The 20,637-nt window shown below is 64.0% G+C and carries 20 protein-coding genes, 1 tRNA gene and 2 pseudogenes; 16 read left to right on the top strand and 7 right to left on the bottom strand.

Annotated elements, in window-relative coordinates; genetic code table 11:
- Positions 1–13 precede the first annotated feature (13 nt).
- The 4 genes and pseudogenes from ACWPVA_RS11820 (at position 14) to ACWPVA_RS11805 (ending at position 5,612) form a co-directional block, all read left to right on the top strand.
- Positions 14–433, top strand: a complete 420-nt coding sequence (locus ACWPVA_RS11820; protein ID WP_454287876.1) for an Ivy family c-type lysozyme inhibitor — start codon at positions 14–16, stop codon at positions 431–433.
- 152 nt (positions 434–585) lie between these two features.
- Positions 586–3,265, top strand: a pseudogene (gene ppdK, locus ACWPVA_RS11815) (pyruvate, phosphate dikinase).
- A 219-nt stretch (positions 3,266–3,484) separates the two neighbouring features.
- The gene (locus tag ACWPVA_RS11810; RefSeq protein WP_454287875.1) at positions 3,485–4,525 is read left to right on the top strand and encodes a hypothetical protein; all 1,041 of its coding nucleotides are present in this window, start codon (positions 3,485–3,487) and stop codon (positions 4,523–4,525) included.
- Positions 4,526–4,688: 163 nt separating this feature from the next.
- A complete protein-coding gene (locus ACWPVA_RS11805; protein WP_454287874.1) occupies positions 4,689–5,612 on the top strand; it encodes a DUF1499 domain-containing protein in 924 nt (307 codons plus the stop codon).
- Between the two features lie 15 nt (positions 5,613–5,627).
- On the opposite strand, the gene ACWPVA_RS11800 is transcribed toward ACWPVA_RS11805, so the two are convergent.
- From ACWPVA_RS11800 to ACWPVA_RS11790, 3 genes are all read right to left on the bottom strand, one after another.
- The gene (locus ACWPVA_RS11800) at positions 5,628–6,557 is read right to left on the bottom strand and encodes an MBL fold metallo-hydrolase (RefSeq protein WP_454287873.1); all 930 of its coding nucleotides are present in this window, start codon (positions 6,555–6,557) and stop codon (positions 5,628–5,630) included.
- On the bottom strand, positions 6,554–6,850 hold the full coding sequence (locus tag ACWPVA_RS11795) for a cupin domain-containing protein (protein ID WP_454287872.1): 297 nt from the start codon (positions 6,848–6,850) through the stop codon (positions 6,554–6,556). The genes ACWPVA_RS11800 and ACWPVA_RS11795 overlap by 4 nt, the downstream gene beginning before the upstream one ends.
- A gap of 140 nt (positions 6,851–6,990) precedes the next feature.
- Positions 6,991–7,551, bottom strand: coding sequence for a type 1 glutamine amidotransferase domain-containing protein (locus ACWPVA_RS11790; RefSeq protein ID WP_454287871.1), 561 nt, complete (start codon positions 7,549–7,551; stop codon positions 6,991–6,993).
- A 244-nt stretch (positions 7,552–7,795) separates the two neighbouring features.
- Between ACWPVA_RS11790 and ACWPVA_RS11785 the strand changes: the two genes are divergently transcribed.
- Both ACWPVA_RS11785 and ACWPVA_RS11780 read left to right on the top strand, forming a co-directional pair.
- A tRNA-Gln gene (locus tag ACWPVA_RS11785) sits at positions 7,796–7,870 on the top strand.
- Positions 7,871–7,935: 65 nt separating this feature from the next.
- Positions 7,936–8,130, top strand: a pseudogene (locus ACWPVA_RS11780) (IS66 family transposase zinc-finger binding domain-containing protein); the annotation flags it as partial.
- Positions 8,131–8,215: 85 nt separating this feature from the next.
- Here ACWPVA_RS11780 and ACWPVA_RS11775 read toward each other — a convergent pair.
- The 3 genes from ACWPVA_RS11775 to ACWPVA_RS11765 are packed head-to-tail and all read right to left on the bottom strand — an operon-like array spanning position 8,216 to position 10,025.
- A complete protein-coding gene (locus ACWPVA_RS11775; RefSeq protein ID WP_454287870.1) occupies positions 8,216–8,878 on the bottom strand; it encodes a transmembrane anchor protein in 663 nt (220 codons plus the stop codon).
- A gap of 19 nt (positions 8,879–8,897) precedes the next feature.
- On the bottom strand, positions 8,898–9,629 hold the full coding sequence (locus ACWPVA_RS11770; protein ID WP_454287869.1) for a HupE/UreJ family protein: 732 nt from the start codon (positions 9,627–9,629) through the stop codon (positions 8,898–8,900).
- A gap of 48 nt (positions 9,630–9,677) precedes the next feature.
- Positions 9,678–10,025, bottom strand: coding sequence for a hypothetical protein (locus ACWPVA_RS11765; RefSeq protein ID WP_454287868.1), 348 nt, complete (start codon positions 10,023–10,025; stop codon positions 9,678–9,680).
- 118 nt (positions 10,026–10,143) lie between these two features.
- Between ACWPVA_RS11765 and ACWPVA_RS11760 the strand changes: the two genes are divergently transcribed.
- From ACWPVA_RS11760 to ACWPVA_RS11750, 3 genes are read left to right on the top strand one after another with little or no spacing between them, the layout of a single operon-like run.
- Positions 10,144–10,419 carry a metal-sensing transcriptional repressor gene (locus tag ACWPVA_RS11760; protein WP_454287867.1) on the top strand — a complete coding sequence of 92 codons (276 nt, stop codon included), beginning with the start codon at positions 10,144–10,146 and terminating at the stop codon, positions 10,417–10,419.
- 10 nt (positions 10,420–10,429) lie between these two features.
- Positions 10,430–11,749 carry an MFS transporter gene (locus ACWPVA_RS11755; RefSeq protein WP_454287866.1) on the top strand — a complete coding sequence of 440 codons (1,320 nt, stop codon included), beginning with the start codon at positions 10,430–10,432 and terminating at the stop codon, positions 11,747–11,749.
- Positions 11,739–12,179 carry a YqaA family protein gene (locus tag ACWPVA_RS11750; protein ID WP_454287865.1) on the top strand — a complete coding sequence of 147 codons (441 nt, stop codon included), beginning with the start codon at positions 11,739–11,741 and terminating at the stop codon, positions 12,177–12,179. Before ACWPVA_RS11755 ends, ACWPVA_RS11750 begins: the two co-directional genes overlap by 11 nt.
- Positions 12,180–12,434: 255 nt before the next feature.
- Here the strand turns inward: ACWPVA_RS11750 and ACWPVA_RS11745 are convergent, their stop codons facing one another.
- Complete coding sequence (locus tag ACWPVA_RS11745; RefSeq protein ID WP_454287864.1) at positions 12,435–13,331, bottom strand: helix-turn-helix domain-containing protein; 897 nt, start codon at positions 13,329–13,331, stop codon at positions 12,435–12,437.
- Between the two features lie 179 nt (positions 13,332–13,510).
- On the opposite strand from ACWPVA_RS11745, the gene ACWPVA_RS11740 reads away from it, so the two are divergent.
- From ACWPVA_RS11740 to ACWPVA_RS11710, 7 genes are all read left to right on the top strand, one after another.
- Positions 13,511–14,737 (top strand): amino acid ABC transporter substrate-binding protein, encoded by a 1,227-nt coding sequence (locus ACWPVA_RS11740; protein WP_454287863.1) that lies wholly within the window; start codon positions 13,511–13,513, stop codon positions 14,735–14,737.
- 164 nt (positions 14,738–14,901) lie between these two features.
- Positions 14,902–15,774: a branched-chain amino acid ABC transporter permease gene (locus tag ACWPVA_RS11735; RefSeq protein WP_454287862.1), complete on the top strand. Its 873-nt coding sequence runs from the start codon at positions 14,902–14,904 to the stop codon at positions 15,772–15,774.
- Positions 15,771–16,724, top strand: a complete 954-nt coding sequence (locus ACWPVA_RS11730) for a branched-chain amino acid ABC transporter permease (protein ID WP_454287861.1) — start codon at positions 15,771–15,773, stop codon at positions 16,722–16,724. The genes ACWPVA_RS11735 and ACWPVA_RS11730 overlap by 4 nt, the downstream gene beginning before the upstream one ends.
- Positions 16,721–17,449, top strand: coding sequence for an ABC transporter ATP-binding protein (locus ACWPVA_RS11725; RefSeq protein WP_454287860.1), 729 nt, complete (start codon positions 16,721–16,723; stop codon positions 17,447–17,449). The genes ACWPVA_RS11730 and ACWPVA_RS11725 overlap by 4 nt, the downstream gene beginning before the upstream one ends.
- Entirely contained in the window at positions 17,442–18,155 is a 714-nt protein-coding gene (locus tag ACWPVA_RS11720; protein WP_454287859.1) for an ABC transporter ATP-binding protein, read from the top strand. The genes ACWPVA_RS11725 and ACWPVA_RS11720 overlap by 8 nt, the downstream gene beginning before the upstream one ends.
- A 19-nt stretch (positions 18,156–18,174) precedes the next feature.
- Positions 18,175–19,626 (top strand): aldehyde dehydrogenase, encoded by a 1,452-nt coding sequence (locus tag ACWPVA_RS11715; RefSeq protein ID WP_454287858.1) that lies wholly within the window; start codon positions 18,175–18,177, stop codon positions 19,624–19,626.
- Positions 19,627–19,842: 216 nt separating this feature from the next.
- The gene (locus ACWPVA_RS11710) at positions 19,843–20,628 is read left to right on the top strand and encodes an IclR family transcriptional regulator (RefSeq protein ID WP_454287857.1); all 786 of its coding nucleotides are present in this window, start codon (positions 19,843–19,845) and stop codon (positions 20,626–20,628) included.
- Positions 20,629–20,637: the final 9 nt, after the last annotated feature.

Genomic DNA, 20,637 nt, shown 5'->3' with positions numbered 1-20,637 from the left:
CGGAGGGAAGGCGATGAGACATAGGGCCGCGATTGTCGCCACACTTCTCTGCCTCTCGACATCGCCCGTCGTGAACGCCGCCGAGCCCTCTCTGTCCGGCAATTTCCTGCCTGCGGTCATTGCCACTTCCGAGCCGCATCGCGAGACGCTGATCGGCCTGATCCGAGGCAAGCGCGGTCTGCCGGCCTGGGTGCGCAGCATGGTGAGCCGCGATCGATATGTGGCGCTCGCATCGAAGAAGGTGGAGGTCGAGGGCCGCCCGATGCAGCTCTTTTCCGCCTGTCAGCCCGGCAATTGCGCGGAAAGCGCGATCCGTGTGCTCTTTTCCGTCGATGGCAAGCGTGCGGTGATGCGGATCGTCGACAACAAGCTCAAAACGCTCGTGCTCGGTGAACCGACCCTGGCCGAGGCAGCGCTTCTCGCAGCGGAATGACAGGTGCACGCCGCGAGCGTTCGACGGCCTATGCATTAACCGTTTGCCGCAAATATGATGCAATGCAACATAATCATGCGTGCACGGCGTTTTCATTCGGTCACATATGCTGTAAACCGTGGACAAATAGCCTGTTCGGGTGGAGATGAGGCATGAAAAAATGGGTTTACACCTTCGGCAACGGATCGGCCGAGGGGAGCGCTGCTGACCGGGACCATCTCGGTGGCAAGGGTGCCAATCTTGCCGAAATGGCTAGCCTCGGGCTGCCTGTCCCTCCGGGCCTCACCATCATCACCGACGCCTGCTCTTGGTACTATGAAAATGGCCGTGGTTTGCCCGACGACCTGAAGGCCCAGGTGCTGGAAGGCATCAAGGGCATGGAAGCGGCGACCGGCCGCCGATTTGGCGATATTTCGCTGCCGCTCCTGCTTTCGGTCCGCTCCGGCGCGCGCACCTCGATGCCCGGCATGATGGATACCGTCCTTAATCTCGGCCTCAACGACCAGACCGTCGAGGCGCTCGGCCGCAATGCCGGTGACGCGCGCTTCGCCTGGGACAGCTACCGCCGCTTCATCCAGATGTATGGCGACGTCGTCATGGGAATCGACCACGAGGTCTTCGAGGAGATCCTGGAGGACGAGAAGACCCGCTTCGGTCACGATCTCGACACGGATCTGACCGCCGAAGAATGGCAGCATGTCACGGCTCTCTACAAGGAAATCATCGAGGAATCGCTCGGCGAGCCCTTCCCGCAGGACCCCCATGTCCAGCTCTGGGGCGCGATCGGCGCCGTTTTCGCCAGCTGGAACAACCCACGCGCCGTCACCTATCGCCACCTGCACGCCATTCCCGCCGAATGGGGCACGGCCGTCACGGTCCAGGCCATGGTCTTCGGCAATCTCGGCTCGTCCTCGGCAACCGGCGTCGCCTTCACGCGCAATCCCTCGACCGGCGAGAAGTCGCTCTACGGCGAATTCCTGGTCAATGCCCAGGGCGAAGACGTGGTGGCCGGCATCCGCACGCCGCAGTCGATTACCGAGGCTGCCCGCATCGACAGTGGCTCCGACAAGCCATCGCTGGAAAAGGTCATGCCCGAGGCCTTCGCTGAATTCGGTCGCATCTGCGACCGACTGGAAGCGCACTATCGCGACATGCAGGACCTCGAATTCACCATCGAGCGCGGCAAGCTGTGGATGCTGCAGGCCCGTTCCGGCAAGCGCACCACCAAGGCGGCGATGAAGATCGCCGTCGACATGGTCGGCGAAGGCCTGATCAACGAAAAGGAGGCGGTGCTGCGCATCGAGCCCTCCTCGCTTGACCAGCTTCTGCATCCCACCATCGACCCCAAGGTCGAGCGCCACGTCATCGGCTCCGGCCTTCCGGCCTCGCCGGGTGCGGCGACCGGTGCCATCGTCTTCACCGCCGACGAGGCGGTGATCGCTGAAGAAGAGGGCCGCAAGGTCATTCTCGTGCGTGTCGAAACGAGCCCGGAAGACATTCACGGCATGCACGCGGCTCAGGGCATCCTGACCACCCGCGGCGGCATGACCAGCCACGCGGCCGTCGTTGCGCGAGGCATGGGCATCCCTTGCGTCGCCGGTGCCGGAACCATGCGAGTCGATCTGCGCAACGAACTGCTGATCGGCGTCGGGCTCACGCTGAAGAAGGGCGACGTCATCACCATCGACGGCTCCACCGGCCAGGTGCTGAAGGGCGAGGTGGCCATGCTCCAGCCCGAGCTTTCCGGCGATTTTGCCCGGTTGATGGAATGGGCCGACAAGGCCCGCCGCATGACGGTCCGCACCAATGCCGACACGCCGGTCGATGCACGCGCCGCGCGCTCTTTCGGCGCCGAGGGCATCGGCCTTTGCCGCACCGAGCACATGTTCTTCGAAGGCGAGCGCATTCAGGTCATGCGCGAGATGATCCTCGCCGAGGACGAGACCGGCCGCCGCGCCGCCCTCGACAAGCTCTTGCCGATGCAGCGCTCCGACTTCACCGAGCTTTTCGCCATCATGCACGGCCTGCCGGTGACCATCCGCCTGCTTGATCCGCCGCTGCACGAATTCCTGCCGAAGACCGAGGAAGAGATCGCCGAAGTGGCCGCCGCCATGGGCATGGACGCGCAGCTGCTCAGCCAGCGGGTCGATGCCCTGCACGAGTTCAACCCCATGCTCGGCCATCGCGGCTGCCGGCTTGCCATTTCCTATCCTGAAATCGCCGAGATGCAGGCCCGCGCCATCTTCGAGGCGGCCGTCGCCGCCGCCCGCGAGACCGGTGCCGCCGTCGTGCCGGAAATCATGGTGCCGCTGGTCGGCCTCAAAGCCGAGCTTCGACTACGTCAAGGCCCTGATCGATAAGGTGGCGAAGGACGTCATGACCGAGGCGGGACTGGATATCTCCTATCTCGTCGGCACGATGATCGAGCTGCCGCGTGCGGCCCTTCGCGCCCATGTCATCGCCGAGGCTGCCGAGTTCTTTTCCTTCGGTACCAACGATCTGACGCAGACCACCTTCGGCATCTCGCGCGACGATGCGTCGGCCTTCATCCCGACCTACCAGCGCAAGGGCATCATCGAGCACGACCCCTTCATCTCGCTCGATTTCGACGGGGTAGGCGAACTGATCCGCATTGCCGCCGAGCGTGGCCGCAAAACCCGGCCCGACATGAAGCTCGGCATCTGCGGCGAACATGGCGGCGACCCTGCCTCGATCCATTTCTGTGAAAGCGTCGGTCTCGACTACGTCTCCTGCTCGCCCTTCCGCGTGCCGATCGCCAGGCTTTCGGCCGCGCAGGCGGCAATCGGCGGTGCCGCCAAGGTCGATCCCTGACCCAACCTGCACGTCGCGCTTCATATCCGGTCGCCGTGGAAGGCGACCTCTGACGTTGCCACCCATGAGGCCGCACGACAGTGTCTGCAGTCCTGCGGATTGGTCCTGCCATTGCATGTCTGCTGAGCCTTCTTGTCCCTGCAGATGACAAGGCAAACCGTTTGTGGAATAGCCGAAGCCTAGCCATTCGATCGAGACAGCAGAAAGAGCGGACGACAGATGAGCAAGCGCCGCCAGAGCCAGAGATCTCGTCAGAAGACGAGGATAAAGGCCGATGGCAGCACGGCGAGCGGCTCGCGTTTGCGCCGGGCGGTCGCATCGGCGGCGCTGGAGGGCCAGTTCCCAGCCAAGGCCAAGGCTGACGCCAAGGGGAACGCCGGGTTGCCTTCATCGGCGCTGCCAGCCAAGGCCTCAGGCCCTGCCGGCAACCGGCCCGATTTCCGCGCGATCGTCGCCAGCCCGTCATTCCGGCGCGCACTCGGGCTGCTCTCTGCCGGTATGATCGGCCTGCTTCTGTCGCAGGGCATCGCGCATGACTACAGCTTCCTCGAACTCGGCGCGCTTTTTACCTTCTCGGTTTACGATCTGGCGCTCGCCATGCTGGGCCTGTCGCTCGGCGCGGCCATGGCCGAAACCCGCCTTGACTTCGGCGCCATCGTCGGCGTCTTCCTCGGCGTGCTGCTCGTCATGCTGAGCTTCTTCGATCCGATCTTCGGCGTGATCCTCGCATCGCCGCTGGGCGAGGTGCTCTACCTGATCGCACCAACGGCCGTCATGCTGACCGGCGCGGCGCTCTGGCTGACCGGGCGCTACCGGCAATGGGCCATCATGCTCGCCGCCGGCGTTGTCGCCTTTTCCTTTTCGCTGTTCGTCGGCCTCGACGACATGGGCGTCGGCCTTGTTGATTTCGCCTTCGGCACGGTCATCAGCGCGCTCTGGCTCGTGCTGGCGCCGGCTCTCCTGCTGCGCCATTTCCGCGGTCCCTGGCTCCTCATCCCTTCGCGAATCGTCGGCAGCTGGCTGATCGTCATCGGCGTCATCGTGCTGGTTTCGCTTTACGTGCCATTGCCGTCCAAGGCGCCGCCACTGCCCGATCCGTCACAGCCGGACGGCGGCGCGATCGAACTCCAGGTCCCCGAGGATGGCTCTGCCCCGACGCTGAACGGGGAGGTGCTGGACCTGGATGGTACGGCAGGACAGGAGACACCGGGGAACCCCCAGGAGGTCGCGCCCGCGCAGTCCGCCCCGCCCAGACCCTAAGGGCGCGCGCACCGATCAGAGCTGCAAGGCTATGCGACACGGAAGGCACCACCCTTTTATCACTGCGGCAACAGTATCCCGCCCGCTTGTCGCTCCGGCGGCCAGACGGTAAACAGGTTGGGACTGCTTCGCTCTTTCTCCCGCCCTGATCCGGTGCCGCCCCATGACCATCCGCTACGACAGACCTGTCTCGCGCTCGGCCTACCTCGCCCAGCGGCTCGGGCTTTTCGGCGCCGGCATACTGGCGGTGGCCGTGCTTGCCCATCGCTTCGGACCCCTGACCACGCCGGACTTCATCGCGCTCACGGCGATTTCCGTCGTGCCGGCGGCACTTGCCGTCCCACTGGCCCTGATCGGCCTTGCCCGTCTCTGGCAGGTGGGAGCACTTGGCGGTGTGGCGGCCGGCTGGGCGCTGTTCTACGCTACGCTGCCGCTCGGCCTCACCGGCTGGGCCGCCTGGCGCTATCTCGATCGCCCGCCCATCCACGACGTGTCGAGCGACCTCGCCGATCCGCCGCAGTGGCTTCGGGCGCCTGCCGTCGGGCAGCAATGGATGGAGCGGCCGGCGGTGAGCCCGGCAAGCCGCGAAGTCCAGGCCCAAGCCTATCCGGGGTTTACTGGCCGGCGCTACGAAGGGGCCCTCGACCGCGTCTACGAGGCGGTGCGCAAGGTGGCCAATGCCAATGGGCTATCCGTCATCATCGAGCGCGGCCAGGAATACGCTGTGCCGGAATTCCAGCCGCTCGCGCCCCCCGAACCGGCGCTTGCGAACGATCCCAAGATCGATCCCAATGCAGCGCTCCAGGACGTGCCCGTGCCGCTGCCGCGTCCCGAACCGGCACTTGCGCCAACGCCCATGCCGCCGGAGCCGATCGGGACGGTCCGGCTACAGGCCACCACCCGCACCTTCGCGCTCGGCCTGCCCTTCGATGTCGTCATCCGGCTGCGTGAGGAGGAAGAGACGACGCTGGTCGACCTGCGCGTCGCCAGCCGCTACGGCCCGCATGATCTCGGCCTCGGCACGGAGATTGCCGAACGTTTCCTGCACGCGCTCGACGCCGAGCTCCTCGGCATTGCCGGCGACTGACGCTCACTCAATGCTTCACCCGATCCGGTAGACGCCGGAGAGCCGCGCCGGACCATCGGTTGTCACCTCACCCTTCTCGACAAGGTCCTCGAGGTGCGCAAGCACGGAGAGAGCGGCTGCTCCATGCAGGCGCGGGTCGGTGCTGGCGTAGATGGCGCGGACCATGTCGGCAATCAGCCGGTCGCCGGAGCGGATGCGTTCCAGGACGGCACGCTCGCGCATGCGGCGATGGGTGCGAAGCCCGCGCAGGAAGGCGGCCGGATCTTTTACCGGTCCGCCATGGCCGGGAAAATAGACCCGGTCGTCACGCATCAGCAAGCGTTCGAGCGAGGCCATGTAGTCGCTCATGGCGCCATCCGGCGGCGCGACGATCGACGTTGCCCAGGCCATGACATGGTCGGCGGAAAAGACGATGCCCCGGTCTTCGAACGCGAAGGCAACATGGTTGGTCGTGTGTCCGGGCGTCAGAATGGCGGTGAGCCGCCAGCCGTCTCCCTCGACTCGATCGCCCTCCGCAAGCGCGATATCGGGCACGAAATCAAGGTCCGAGCTTTCGGCAAAGGGATTGGCCTCGCCGTCGTGCAACGGCCGTGCCGGGCGATAAGGCCCCTCGGCGACGATCGTCGCGCCGGTTGCCGCCTTCAGCCGGCGGGCCAGTGGCGAGTGGTCCTTGTGCGTGTGGCTGACCGCGATATGCGTCACCTCGCGGCCGGCGAGCGCCGCCATCAGCGCGCGAAAATGCGCCTCGTCCTCCGGACCTGGATCGATCACGCAAACGGAAGCGTCGCCGACGATATAGGTGTTGGTGCCATGGAAGGTGAAGGCGCCGGGATTGTTGACCGTGATACGCTGGACATGCTCGGCAACCGGCACGGCCTCGCCATGGGCGGGCTGAAAGGTCAGGTCGAATTCCGGGCTCTTCGGCGCGTCGCGGGGCTCGCTCATTTATATTCGATCTCGATGAAGGCCATGGGCTTCTTGCCGCCATTGATCACATTGTGTTCGACCCCGGCATCGCGGCGATAGACATCGCCGACCGGCCTTTTCAGCCGATGTTCGCCGGTCGCGTCCTCGATGAGGAATTCGCATTCGGTCATGGTCACGACGACATAGCCCATGCCATGGACATGATGGCCGGTAGCCGCCCCCGGCTCGAAGTCCCAGCGCGTCACGCGCACGACCTGATCGTCGACCAAGACGGTTGGAATGGCGGGCGGGCGTGCGGAATAGCCGGGCATGGGATTGCTCCTGTTGCGATGCGAAATCACGGACAGGTATCGCACCGCGCAAGGGGCGTCGTAAAGAGTGGCTTGCGCTTTTGCGCCGATGGGCTGGCCGGTCCGCCGGAGGAGGGACTTCCTCCTCCCGCGACCCGCGCTCAGGCCGCACGGCGTTCGTGGCGGCCTTCCTCGACTTCCTCGATGATCTTGGCGACGAAGGCATCGAGGTCGTTCGGGCTGCGTGAGGTGATGATGCCCTCATCGGTCACCACCGCTTCGTCGCGCCAGGCAGCGCCGGCATTCATCAGGTCGGTCTTGATCGAGGCATAGGAGGTTGCCTTGCGGCCCTTGAGCGCGCCGGCCTCGACCAGCAGCCACGGTCCGTGGCAGATCGCGGCGACCGGCTTGCCCGACTGGACGAACCTCTTCACCAGTTCAACCGCACCCTTGTCGGCGCGCAGCAGGTCGGGATTGATCTGGCCGCCGGGAATCAACAGCGCGTCGAAATCGTCGACCGACACCTCGCCGACGGTGAGGTCGACATCGACCGTATCGCCCCAATCCTTGTCGATCCAGCTTTTGATCGGCGCCTTCGTCAGTGAGGCGATCTCGACCCTGGCGCCATGGTTCTTCAGATTGTCCAGCGGGTGCCGCAACTCCGAGCGCTCGTAGCCGTCGGTGGCGAGGATGAGGATGCGTGCCGAATTGATGGAGGGCATGGGGATCTCCTTGTCTGTGCTTGGTTGCGCTTGGTGGTGGATAAAAGGCAGAACCCCTGAGCGCGCCGATCGTTCCCGTGAGATTGCGAGAGGGGGGCGAGCGACTACCGCCTGCCGGGCTTCCTTGGCAGTCGGGCAAGGCCGCCGAAAAAGCGCGAAAATTTAAGCGAGAAGGTCATTGCCGCCCGCGTCCGGCTTTGCTAATCAGGCCACCACCGTCGGCGACCGGATGTCGCCGCGCTGTTGGGGCGTCGCCAAGCGGTAAGGCACCGGTTTTTGGTACCGGCATTCCCAGGTTCGAATCCTGGCGCCCCAGCCACCGCTCATTCTGTCCATACCGAGGACAAGACAGACGCTCCTTTTGGGAACAGGGTCACCAACCCGCGCGCGACCAATCGCGGCTCCTTTTCGCAGCATTTTCCCTTTGTGGAAGAGGTGATCGAGCCGGAAAGCCTGATCTGCGGCTGCGGCGGTTGCCTGCATCGCATCGGCGAGGATGTCTCCGAGCGGTTGGATGTCGTCGCGGCGCAGTTCCGCGTCATCGTTACTCGCCATCCCAAATATGCCTGCCGAGCCTGCATGCTTGCCGGCATGTGCTGACAGATCCGTTTTGTCGCAGCTGGAATGGGGAAGGCCGGCGGATTCCTTCCGCCGGCCTTTGTGGCTACATCACGCGCTTGATGTCGGTGTAGGCGCCATCGGTCTTCAGTGTCACAGTCACCGGGTCTCCGGTGCGGTTGCGCCAGAACCAGCCGTGATTGCCATCGAAGGCCGCTTCCAGGACGCCGCTGTCTTCGGCGACGCCGCGGCCCTTCTCATAGCTGATGCTCTCGCCACCGCCGTCGCCATGGGTGTCGAAATTCACCTGCGAGCCATTGGCCGTCCAGGTGTAGTTCGCCTTGGCACCCTTGAGCATGATCAGTTTCACTTCGGCGCCTTCGCCCGGCTGGAGGGTAATGGACACTTCGTCCGTTCGAATGGCGTCCTGCGCATAAGCGACCGATATGCCAAACTCGCGGATGATGCGCTCGAAAAGGCTCGACCCTTCCTGTGGAACAGGTGCCGGCTGCGTGGGAGCGAGGCTTTCTCCCGCGTTCTGGGTCGCCTTCCGGTCCAGTTCGGCCTCTTCGGCGAGTTGCACCTTGATCTCGCCCATTTCGGTCAGGCCCATGACGGAGCCGACGCCAGTCGGATCGATCCCGTATTCGGACGGCATGACGACAGTGACGAGAAGGGCGGCAGCCGCAACGACGGAGATGACCGTCGATCTGACGAGCTGCCTGGAGGACGGCAGGTCATCAGGATTGGGAGCTTGGGAATTGAACATATGATTTATCCTTGTTGGATCAGGAGACGAAATAGCCGGTGAGCTGATAGCCGACCAGCAGCCAGCCGGCAGTCATCATCAGCACATTGGCGGTGTAGGCATGGCGCAGGAAGCCGGAGGTCTTGCGCCAGTAGCTCATGGCGATCAGGATAATGGCGAGCGCGATGAGCTGGCCGATCTCGACGCCGACATTGAAGGCGAGCAGGTTGGGGATGAGGCCATCCGCAGCGATCTCATATTCGAGGATCTTGGTCGCAAGACCGAGGCCATGGAAAAAGCCGAAGATCAGAGTCGCCAGCTTGGTGTTCGGCTGGAAGCCCAGCCATCGCTGGAAGGCTCCGAGATTGTCGAGCGCCTTGTAGACGACCGAGAGCCCGATGATGGCATCGATCAGATAGGCGCTGACATTCCAGCCAAAATAGACGCCGAGCAGCATCGTCGTCGAATGGCCGACGGCAAAGAGGCTCACATAGATGGCGATGTGTTTCAGCCTGTAGAGGAAGAAAATCACGCCGAACAGGAAGAGCAGATGGTCATAACCTGTGACCATGTGCTTTGCGCCCAGATAGACGAAGGGGATCAGGTGAACGCCTGTGATCTCCTGGATGTAGCCTTTGTCGCCTTCGGCGACGGCGTGGGCTGCTGCCGTGCTGACAAGCAATAACAGCGACAAGGCGACAAGCGTCAGATAGCCGAGCGTGCGTCGGGCGGACTGCCCGTGCGACACGCCTCCGCGAAGAGGTGTATTCATGAAAAATGTCCGTGAACGAGTTAAACCGGCCGCACAATGCGGCGTGGCTCAGACGAGGTTCATGGAGCGTGGAGGCCGGTCGATACTGTGCGGAGGCCCGCCGTCAAGATGCCCCTCGACGGTCAGATAGCCGGCTCGTAAGGCGATGCGCAGCACGTCACCGACAACAGCCACCAGCCCCACCTTTTCGTGGGTGTGATCGGCGTGATGGTGATCGACCGCACCGGAAGCATCCATGGACAGGTCCAGATCATCGTCGTGCGTATGGTTGCCGTGATCGTGGGACTGCGCGTCGTTCGTGATCTCAGATCCTTGAGAATGCAGGCTGAGCGAGTGGCTACCTGCGGGCACGAAGGTAAAGACGAGCGTGGCGAAAATAGCCAGCACGGTCGTCATCACGGCCCCGATTCGTTTCCCGTCGCGAAGAAGCATGCGCAAGCAGATAAACGTTATTGGTTACGAAAACAAGAAAGTGCGTTGAAATATCCCCTCCAGGGGGATAGGAACAGCAACCATGAGAGAGCATCGACACGAATCCCATCCCGACATCGTCAAACGGCTGAAGCGCGCCGAGGGCCACCTGAAGAGCGTGATCGCCATGATCGATGCCGGCAAGCCGTGCCTCGACATCGCCCAGCAGCTTCATGCGGTGGAGAAGGCGGTCGAAAACGCCAAGCGGACACTGATCCAGGATCATCTCGACCACTGCCTTGACGAGACCGTCGGCGCGCTCGACCGCGAGCAGCGCAAATCAATCGACGAGTTCAAGGCGATCACCAAATATCTCTGAAGGAGCCGCCATGCTGGGTGTTCTAGCCAATCGAACCTACCGGCACCTGTTTCTGGCGCAAGTGATCGCGCTGGTTGGGACAGGGCTCGCGACCGTAGCACTCGGATTGCTGGCCTATGAATTGGCTGGAGATCGAGCGGGCGCGGTGCTGGGAACGGCGCTCGCCATCAAGATGATCGCCTATGTCACGGTCGCGCCGGTGGCGGGGGCTTTCGCGGAAGTCCTGCCGCGCCGTGCCATGCTGGTCAGCCTCGATCTGGTGCGGGCGGCTGTGGCGCTGTGCCTGCCCTTCGTCACCGAGATCTGGCAGGTCTATGTGCTGATCTTCGTGCTTCAGTCGGCCTCGGCCGCCTTCACGCCGGCCTTCCAGGCAACCATCCCGGACGTCCTGCCCGACGAGAGGGATTACACCCGTGCCCTGTCGCTTTCGAGGCTCGCCTACGATCTCGAGAGTCTTGTCAGTCCGATGCTGGCGGCGGTCCTGCTGACGGTCATTTCGTTCCACTCGCTTTTTGCAGGGACGGTTTTAGGTTTTCTCGTGTCCGCGGCCCTGGTGGTTTCCGTAGTCTTGCCGCGCCATCCTGCGAAGGAGCGCCGGAGCGTCTATGAGCGGACGACCCGCGGCCTTCGCCTCTATCTGGCGACACCGCGACTGCGCGGCCTGCTTGCCCTCTGCCTCACCGTTTCCGCAGCGGGCGCCATGGTCATCGTCAACACCGTCGTGTTCGTCCAGGCGGATCTCGGGCTCTCGCAATCGGATACGGCCCTGGCGCTCGCCGCCTTTGGATGCGGCTCCATGGTCGCGGCACTGTCGCTGCCAAAACTGCTGGACAGCGTTGCAGATCGTCCAGTGATGCTTTCCGGTGCCGCTATCCTGATCGCCGGACTGCTCACGACGGCATTCGTCAGCAACTACGCGACGCTACTGGGGGTGTGGCTGCTGATCGGGCTCGGCTATTCGATCGTGCAGACACCCTCCGGTCGATTGCTACGCCGTTCCGCCCATGCCGAGGATCGCCCGGCCCTGTTTGCGGCCCATTTCGCCTTGTCCCATGCGGCTTGGCTAATCACCTATCCACTCGCCGGATGGCTCGGCGCAACCATCGGCTTGTCGTCGACGGCGATGGTTCTTGGCATCGTCGCTGGCCTTGGCTTTATCGCCGCAGTCCGGGTCTGGCAGCCCTCGGACGAGGCGGAAATCGAACACAGCCATGACGATTTGGCAGACAATGATCCCCATCTGATGGAGGGTCATCAGCGCCATGGGCATCGACACAGCCACGCCTTCATGATCGACCGGCTGCATCCGGACTGGCCGCGTGAACACTGACCTTGCTGCCTATACCGGCCTGTTTGGTGCAGCGTTTCTCGCGGCCACCATTCTGCCGGCACAGTCCGAGGCCGTGCTTGCCATGATGATCGTCGCGGACCGGTACCCGCTGGTGACGCTGATTGGCGTTGCGAGCCTCGGCAATGTGCTGGGTTCGGTGGTCAACTGGATACTTGGACGCGGCATCGAGCACTACCGCGACCGACGATGGTTCCCGCTCTCGCCGGCAAAGCTCGACAGGGCCGAGGGCTGGTACCGGCGCTACGGAAAATGGTCTCTGCTGGCAAGCTGGGTTCCAGTCATCGGCGACCCGCTCACCGTTGTCGCGGGCGTGCTGAGGGTGCCGTTCCTGACCTTCTTTACGCTTGTCACTATCGCCAAGTCCGGGCGCTATCTGGTACTGGCCTGGCTAACGCTTGAGGTCGCCTGACATGCTGGCCTGGATCATCGACTTCCAGAAAGAGACCTATCTCACCTTCGGGGAGTAGGCCATCAGACCCCAGCTGATTTACAAAGCTCCACAGTTTCAATCCGTCGGCGACGACTTAGCGCCGAATATGTCTGGATTTGTCGGATATGATGTGGCTGCCCCTTCGGCTGGCGTCGGTATGATGCCTGCTTAGTGCCATGGTGGCGCTTACGCAGGGAAGGCAGATGACACAGCTGCATATCCTTGTGATCGACCTCACGGCCAGGCGGCGAAGCTCGTGTCGCGTGGGCGGTTGCGGTCGGTCAGGCCTTCGCGGTGGGCGCGCGGCGAAATGCCGGCGAGACGTTTGAAGAAGCGGCTGAAATAGGCGGCGTCCTTGAAGCCAAGAATTGCCGCGATTTCGCCGATCTGCAGCGTCGAACTGTCGAGCAGCGAAGCCGCCTCGGTCATGATGCGGGCATGGATCAGGTCCTGCGGGGTTCGGCCGGCGGCGCGGCGGATCGCGCTGTTCAGCCGGTCGGCGGGGATGTCGAGCGCCGCCGCATAATCGCCGACCGTCCAGTGATCGCGCACATGCAGTTCCATCAGGTGTACGAAACCGCGCACGATGGTGCGCGGCGAGGGTTTCGGCTGACGCGTTTCGGTGTTGGCGAGCCGCCAGATCGCGATCACCAGGAGCGCCAGATGATGCCGGATCACCTCCTGGGAGCCGGGTCCGTTCTCCTTCAATTCCTCCTCGAGGGTGCCGACGGCGCCGCAAAGGCGCCGCGCGTCGTCGGCCGAGATGCGGGCGCCGAGGATTGGTTGGGCAAGCGTGTTGCGCACCTCGGCAAAGATGGCGCCGGCCGGCATGGCCGGACCGAGTTCCAGTTCCGGGATCGCCAGTGTCGCGCCTTCCGCACCGGCCTCGATGAGGACCGAGCCCTTTTCGCCCGAGGGTGTCCACAGGATCGTCGGCGCCGTGAGCGATACTTCGGTGCCGCTGATGGCGATCCGGCCTGAGCCGGACAAAAGGATGATCAGCCGGTTCCTTGCGCCGCGAAAGGTCCAGCCGAGCGGCGAGAGCGAGACCTCGAACAGGCGCGCCTCCGTCGGACCTGAGATTGGTGCTGCGCTGCGATGTCGAGGGGCGAAAAGACTGGAACTGGGCATAGCGTCTCCGGATATCCGTCAAAAGTACAAATAAGTCCTGCAAAAGTCTATTCCGAAGCATCGGTGGCGGGGCTAGTCTGATCATCGTCAAGAAACTGCAGCTGGGCCGGAGGAGACGGGACCGCCGCAGCAACAAGACGGGAACGCCTGTGGAGGCAGGCCATTTGGGAGGAATATCCATGACACTGTTTCAACGCAGACAGATGCTCGGCGTCATTGCCGGTACGGCCGCGATGTTGACAAGCGGGGTCGCAAGCGGCGCGTTCGCCGAAGAGCGCACCTCGGTAAAGATCGGTTATGCGCTGTCGCTGACCGGCCCGAACGCCGGCGGCACGGGCATCACCACGCTTCCGAACTATCAGCTCTGGGTCAAGGAAGTGAACGCGGCCGGCGGGCTTGAAATGCCGGACGGCAAGCGCCTGCCGATCGAGGTCGTCGAATATGACGACCGGTCCTCGGCGGAAGAACTGGTCCGTGCACTGCAGCGTCTCGCCACCCAGGACAATGTCGATTTCATCCTTCCGCCTTGGAGCACCGGCTATAACCTCGCCGCCGCGCCGCTCTTCGATCGCTACGGCTATCCACATCTCGCCGCCACCTCGGTGACCGACAAGGCGTCGGAATTCGTCAAGCGCTGGCAGAAGAGCTTCTGGCTGCTCGGCGGCGGTCATGACTATACCGGCGCGCTGGCCAAGGTGCTGACCGACGCCGCCGACAAGGGGACGATTAACAAGAAGGTGGCGATGATTTCGATCGCCGACGGCTTCGGCATCGATCTCGTCACCGCTGCGCGGCCGTCCTTCAAGGAGGCCGGTATCGAGGTGGTCTATGACAAGACCTATCCGGTCGGCACCACCGATTTTTCGCCGATGATCAACGAGGCGAAGGCCAGCGGTGCCGACACGTTCGTCGCCTTCTCCTATCCGCCGGAGACCTTTGCGCTCACCCAGCAGGCCCAGGTCGCCGACTTCAACCCGAAGGTGCTCTATTTCGGCGTCGGAACGGCTTTCCCGGTCTATGCCGCAAACAACGGCGATGCGATCACCGGCGTGATGGGCATCGGCGGCATCGACGGCACCAGCGAGAAGATCGCCGACTACCGCAAGCGTCACGAGGCGGCCACCGGCAAGGCCCCGGACTATTGGGCGAGCGTCATCACCTATGCCTCCCTCGAGATTCTGCAGGAGGCGATCAAGCGCAAGGGCCTCGACCGCGAGGCGGTCTCGGCCGAGATCGCCTCGGGCAGCTTCGAGACCGTGCTCGGCGAAACGAAGCTCGAGGACAACCAGTTGCGCGATCTGTGGTGGGCCGGCCAGTGGCAGAACGGCCAGTTCGTCGCGATCGCCCCCGGTGATCGCACCGGTGCCAGCCAGCCGGTCATTCCGCGTCCGGCCTGGAAGAAATAGCCAGGCCACGACGCCGGACATGCCATGGCATGGCTGGTCAATCCCTCTCCCCGCCGGTCGGGGAGAGGGTAGTCACAATCATTCGACCCCGCAACGAGCTTGGCTCGACAGCCGGCGCCCCTTGAAAGGCTGTCCGGAGCTGGGCCAGAACGCAGGAGCAGCACATGCTCGTCACCACCATCGTCTCCGGCCTCGTGCTAGGGGGGACCTATGCGCTGATCGCCATGGGGCTGACGCTTCAATACGGCATCGCCCGCATCATGAACCTCGCCTATGGCGAGACGATCATCGCCGCCGCCTTTCTGGCTTACGTGCTGTTCGGCCAGTGGGGCATCAATCCGGTGCTCGGGCTGCTGGTCGCCGGGCCGATCGGCTTCGTCTTCGGCTACCTGGTCTACGCCTTGATGCTGCGGCCGCTGGTGGCCCGCGCCGGCAGTCGCGAAAGCCTGGAGATCGATTCCATTCTCGCCACCTTCGGCCTGCTTTTCGTCATCCAGGGCGTCATGCTGGTGGTGTTTGGCTCGAACTACACCAGCTACAACTATCTCAATGTCGGCATCAACGTGTTCGGCGCAGTGATCGCCGCCAACCGGCTGCTGGCGCTCGGTCTCGCCGTCGTGCTGGGGGGCGGGCTCTATCTGCTACTCACCCGCACGCTGTGGGGCACGGCGCTGCGCGCCGTCGCCGTATCACCGACATCCGCGCCCCTGGTCGGCATCGATGTCGACCGCGCTGCCCGCTTTGCCTTCGCCCTCGGCTGTGGACTGGCGGCTGCCGGCGGCGTGGTGATCTCGACCTACCAGACCTTCACCGCCACGGCCGGCGTCGTCTTCACCATGAAGGCCCTGGTGGTCGTCATCATGGGCGGTGTCGGGAATATCCTCGGTGCCCTGTCCGCCGGCCTGATCCTCGGCCTCGTCGAGACCTTCGTCGCAACCTATCTCGATCCCGGCCTGACGCTCGCGGCCACCTATGCCATCTTCCTGTCGGTGCTGCTCTGGCGCCCGGCCGGCCTTTTCGGGAGGTCGTCGCGATGACCCTGCGCTCCATTGGCTTTGCCGCTTTCTTCCTGGCGCTTCTCGCAATCCTCGCCTGCCTGCCCCTCTATGCCGGGGAATATACGGTGACATTGATGATCGGCATGACCGGCTATGTCGTGCTCGCTACCGCCTGGGGCCTGTTTTCCGGTCCGACCCGTTATGTGTCGCTCGCCACCGTCGCCTTCTTCGGCATTGGCGCCTATACGGTCGGTGTGCTGAGCGAGACCTTGCCCTATGCGCTGGTGCTGCTGGTCGCGGCGCTGGTCGGTCTCTTCATCGCGCTGCTGGTCGGGCTTGCAACGCTCCGGCTCGCGGGCGTCTATTTCGTCATCTTCACCTTCGGCCTGGCCGAACTCGTGCGCCAGTTGGTCACCTGGTACGAGGTCAACATCACCGGAACGCTCGGCCGCTACATATTCCTACCGGTGACGCCCGAGGGCATCTATTGGCAATTGCTGGCGCTGGCCGCGGCGACCTTGCTGTTCTCGTGGGCCATCGGCCGCAGTCGTTTCGGGCTCGCACTCAAGGCGATCGGCGATGACGAGGTGGTGGCGAGCCATTGCGGCATCAACATCGCCGGGGTCAAGCTCGCGCTCTTTTCGATCAGCGCGGTGATTATCACCCTGGTCGGGGCTATTCAGGCGCCGCGCTGGACCTATATCGAACCGAGCATGGTGTTCAATCCGACGATTTCCTTTCTCGCCCTGATCATGGCGCTGCTCGGCGGTGCCGATCGGCTGTGGGGGCCGCTTCTCGGCGCCATCCCGCTCTTCCTGCTGTTCGAGTGGCTGTCGGCCAATTTCCCCAATCACTATCCGATCATCCTCGGCCTGATCTTCATTACCATTGTCTTCGTCCTGCCGAAGGGCGTGCTCTCGGCGGCCGAAAAGGTCTTTGCCGCGAGGACTGCCGCCAGGGCGAATTCGAACGCGGAGGCAGCGCGATGACCGAGATCCTCGCGCTCTCCGGCATCAGCAAGCGCTTCGGCGGGTTGACGGCCGTCAACGATCTCAGCTTCTCGCTGAACCCCGGCGAGGTGGTCGGGCTGCTGGGGCCGAACGGCTCCGGCAAGACCACGGTGATGAACATGGTCTCCGGCTTCCTCGCCCCGACGGAGGGCAAGATCGCCTTCAAGGGCGAGGTGATTTCCGGACTTCCGTCGCATCGCATCGCGCCCAAGGGCGTGGCGCGCACCTTCCAGCTGGTGCGCGCGCTGCCGTCGCTGACTGTCGCCGAGAACGTCGTGACCGCGCTCGCCTTCGGCCGCCACAAGCTCTGGGGCACCGCGGCACGCGAACGGGCATTGCACCATCTGGAGGAAGTTGGCCTTGCCGGCCGCGCCGACGAGAAGGCCTCGGCGCTCACCTATATCGACCAGAAGCGGATGGAGCTGGCCAGGGCGCTTGCCGCCGAGCCGGAGCTCCTGCTCCTCGACGAATGGTTGGCGGGTCTCAATCCGACCGAACTCCTGACTGGCATCGATCTTATCCGCTCGCTCGAAAAGCGCGGCATGACGATCCTGCTGGTCGAGCATGTCATGGACGCGATCCGCGCTCTGTGCGGCCGCTGCATTGTCATGAATGCCGGACGCAAGATCGCCGACGGGCCGACCGCGGACGCGCTTCGCGACCCGGAGGTCGTGCGGGCCTATCTCGGAGACGACCATGCTTGAGATCCGCAATCTGTCGCTGCATTACGGTCAGCACCTGGCGCTTGACGACATCTCTCTTTCGGTTGGCCAGGGAGAAACCGTGGTCGTGCTGGGCGCCAATGGTGCTGGAAAATCCTCGCTGCTCAAGGCCGCCGCCGGACTGGTGCGGCCCGACGTCGGCAGTGAGATCCACTTTGCCGGACGCGACATCGTCCGTATGGCGCCCCATCTGGTGCTCGAGGCCGGCATTGCGCTGGTGCCGGAGGGGCGTGGTGTCTTCGGCGACCTGACGGTGGCCGAGAATCTGGCGCTCGGCGCTTATGCCAGGCGGGCGCGGGCGAGCGAGACGCAAAGTCGCGAGCTCGTCTACTCGCTCTTTCCCAAGCTCGCCGAACGACGCGGCCAGTTCGTCAACACCATGTCGGGGGGCGAACAGCAGATGGTGGCGATTGCCCGGGCGCTGATGTCCAAGCCTGATCTGCTGATGCTCGATGAGCCGAGCCTCGGACTGGCGCCGGTGGTGGTCGGCGAGCTTTTTTCAGCGCTCAGGCGGGTCAGGCAGAGCGGCCTGGCTCTGCTGATCGTCGAACAGAATGTCAAGATGAGCCTGTCGATCGCCGATCGCGGCTACTTGATGGAAGCAGGACGGGTCGTCGGCGAAGACAGCGCTGCCGGCCTGATGAATGACGAAGCGGTCAAGCGGGCCTTCCTCGGCGCCGCGGCCTGATGCAAGAACGGAGCAGAACATGACCATCCTCGGACTGAAGATCAACAATCTCGACCAGGCCGCCTCCGACGGGCGGACCTTCACCCGCATCAATCCGATCTCCGGAGAGGTTGCCTCCGAGGTTGCGGCCGCCTCGCTGGAGGACGCCCGCCAGGCGGTGAATGCCGCCGCCAAGGCATTTCCGGCCTGGGCTGCAACCGGCCCCGGCCTGCGGCGCAAGATCCTTCTGGCCGCAGCCGACAAGCTTCAGGCGCGGGCCGATGATTTTGTCAAGGCGATGGCCGAAGAGACCGGGGCGACCGCCGGTTGGGCAGGGTTCAACGTCCACCTGGCGTCCAACATGTTGCGCGAGGCGGCAGCGATGACCACGCAGATTACCGGGGAGATCATTCCCTCGGATCGTCCCGGCTCGCTCTCGATGGGCATGCGGCAGCCGGCGGGCGTCGTCCTCTCCATCGCTCCGTGGAATGCGCCGGTGATCCTCGGTGTACGCTCGCTCGCCATGCCGTTGGCCTGTGGCAATACCGTCGTGATGAAGACGTCGGAGATCTGCCCGCGGACGCATCGGCTGATCGTCGACAGCCTGCATGAGGCGGGCCTGCCTGAGGGTGTTCTCAATGCGGTCTCCAATGCGCCGGAAGACGCGGCGGCGATCGTCGAGACGATGATCGCCCATCCCGCGGTCCGCCGGATCAACTTTACCGGGTCGACGCGCGTCGGGCGTATCATCGCCGAGACGGCCGGGCGCTTTCTGAAGCCCGCCCTGCTCGAACTCGGCGGCAAGGCGCCCTTTGTCGTGCTCGATGATGCCGACATTGAACAGGCGGTCGCCGCCGCCGCCTTCGGTGCCTACATGAACCAGGGCCAGATCTGCATGTCGACGGAACGGATCGTCGTCGACGAAAAGATCGCCGACCAATTTGTGGAGGCACTTGCCGCCAAGGCCAAGACGCTGGCTGCCGGAGATCCCCGCCACGGCAATACGCCTTTGGGCTCGGTGGTCGATGCCCATGCGGCAGGGCGTATCGATCAGCTGATCCGTGACGCGGTCGGCAAGGGCGCCGTGCTCGCAGCCGGCGGCGGCGTTGACGGAACGATCGTTGAAGCGACGCTGCTCGACCGGGTGACGCCCTCCATGCGCATCTATGGCGAGGAGAGCTTCGGTCCGGTCGTCGCGGTCATGCGGGTCGGATCGGTCGATGAGGCCGTGCGCGTGGCTAACGACACCGAGTACGGCCTGTCGGCGGCGGTCTTCGGTCGGGACGTCAATCGTGCCATGCAGGTCGCGCGACGGATCGAATCCGGCATCTGCCATATCAACGGTCCGACCGTGCATGATGAGGCGCAGATGCCCTTCGGTGGTGTCAAGCAATCCGGCTACGGCCGCTTCGGCGGCAAGGCGGGGATCGCGGAATTCACCGAACTGCGCTGGATCACCGTGCAGGACGGACCGATCCATTACCCGATCTGACACCGCTTAGAACGCCGGCCATTCCGCGCCGGCAGTTCGACAGGAAATGATGTGCAATGCGGCGGGGGTTCCGAAAATCGGCGCCCCCGCAGCAGTTCTTGCCATGGCTTGGGCGCCAAACCATTCATCCGCTTGAGTGTCACCAGTGTTCACCCGCTCTGGCATGTTTGCCTGGAGGCGGTTAGAAAGGAGCAAAAATCCAGAGGAATGCTGATCATGGCAAATGCGGTCGACGTGGGCGAGGATGAGAAAGAGCGTGCGCCGCGCAGCCAGACACTGGTGCGGGGGCTCGAGATCCTCGATGCGGTGGCCGACCAGCCGCGTACCATTGCCGAAATCGCCGCCATGACCGGATTAACCTACAGCACGGTGCATCGCATCGTTTCGGTGCTGCTGGAGCGGCGTTTTCTGAAAGCCGAGAACCCGCGTGAATTTTCCCTTGGTCCACGCCTCATCGAGCTCGGCTTTGCCGCCTATTCCCGGACCGATCTGGTGCGCGTGGCGCGCCCCCGGCTCGAGCATCTGGCGCGTGAGACGCGCGACACGGTTCATCTGGCGCAGCTTGACGGTTGGGAAGTGGCCTATCTCGACAAGTTGCGGGGTGCCCGTCCCGTCGAGGTCAGCTCGCGGATCGGTGGGCGCAAGCCGGTGATCTCCACCGGTGTCGGCAAGGCGCTGATACTCGACGAGTCTGAGGCAGCACTGTCGAGGCTCTACCAGAGAGACCACCACCTTCTGCCCGGCGACATGACGGAGGCCGACTGGCTGAAGCTGATGGCGACCTATCGCGCGGGGGGGTATTCCTATGACCTCGGCGAGGATGAACCGTCCATTCGCTGCGTGGCGGCCCCGATCCGTGACGCCACTGGACGGATCATTGCCGCGATCTCGGTTTCCTCGACGCTCGAATACATGTCGCCTGAGCGGATGCGCGATCTGGTGCCGGAAGTGCAGCGCGTGGCCCGCGCCATCTCGGCCGAACTCGGCGCGCGGCCACGCTGAGCCGCCCGC

It is taken from the genome of Rhizobium arsenicireducens, assembly GCF_964021225.1.
The sequence above is the reverse complement of the archived record's forward strand: the minus strand, read 5'-3'. Positions and strand labels throughout refer to the sequence as shown.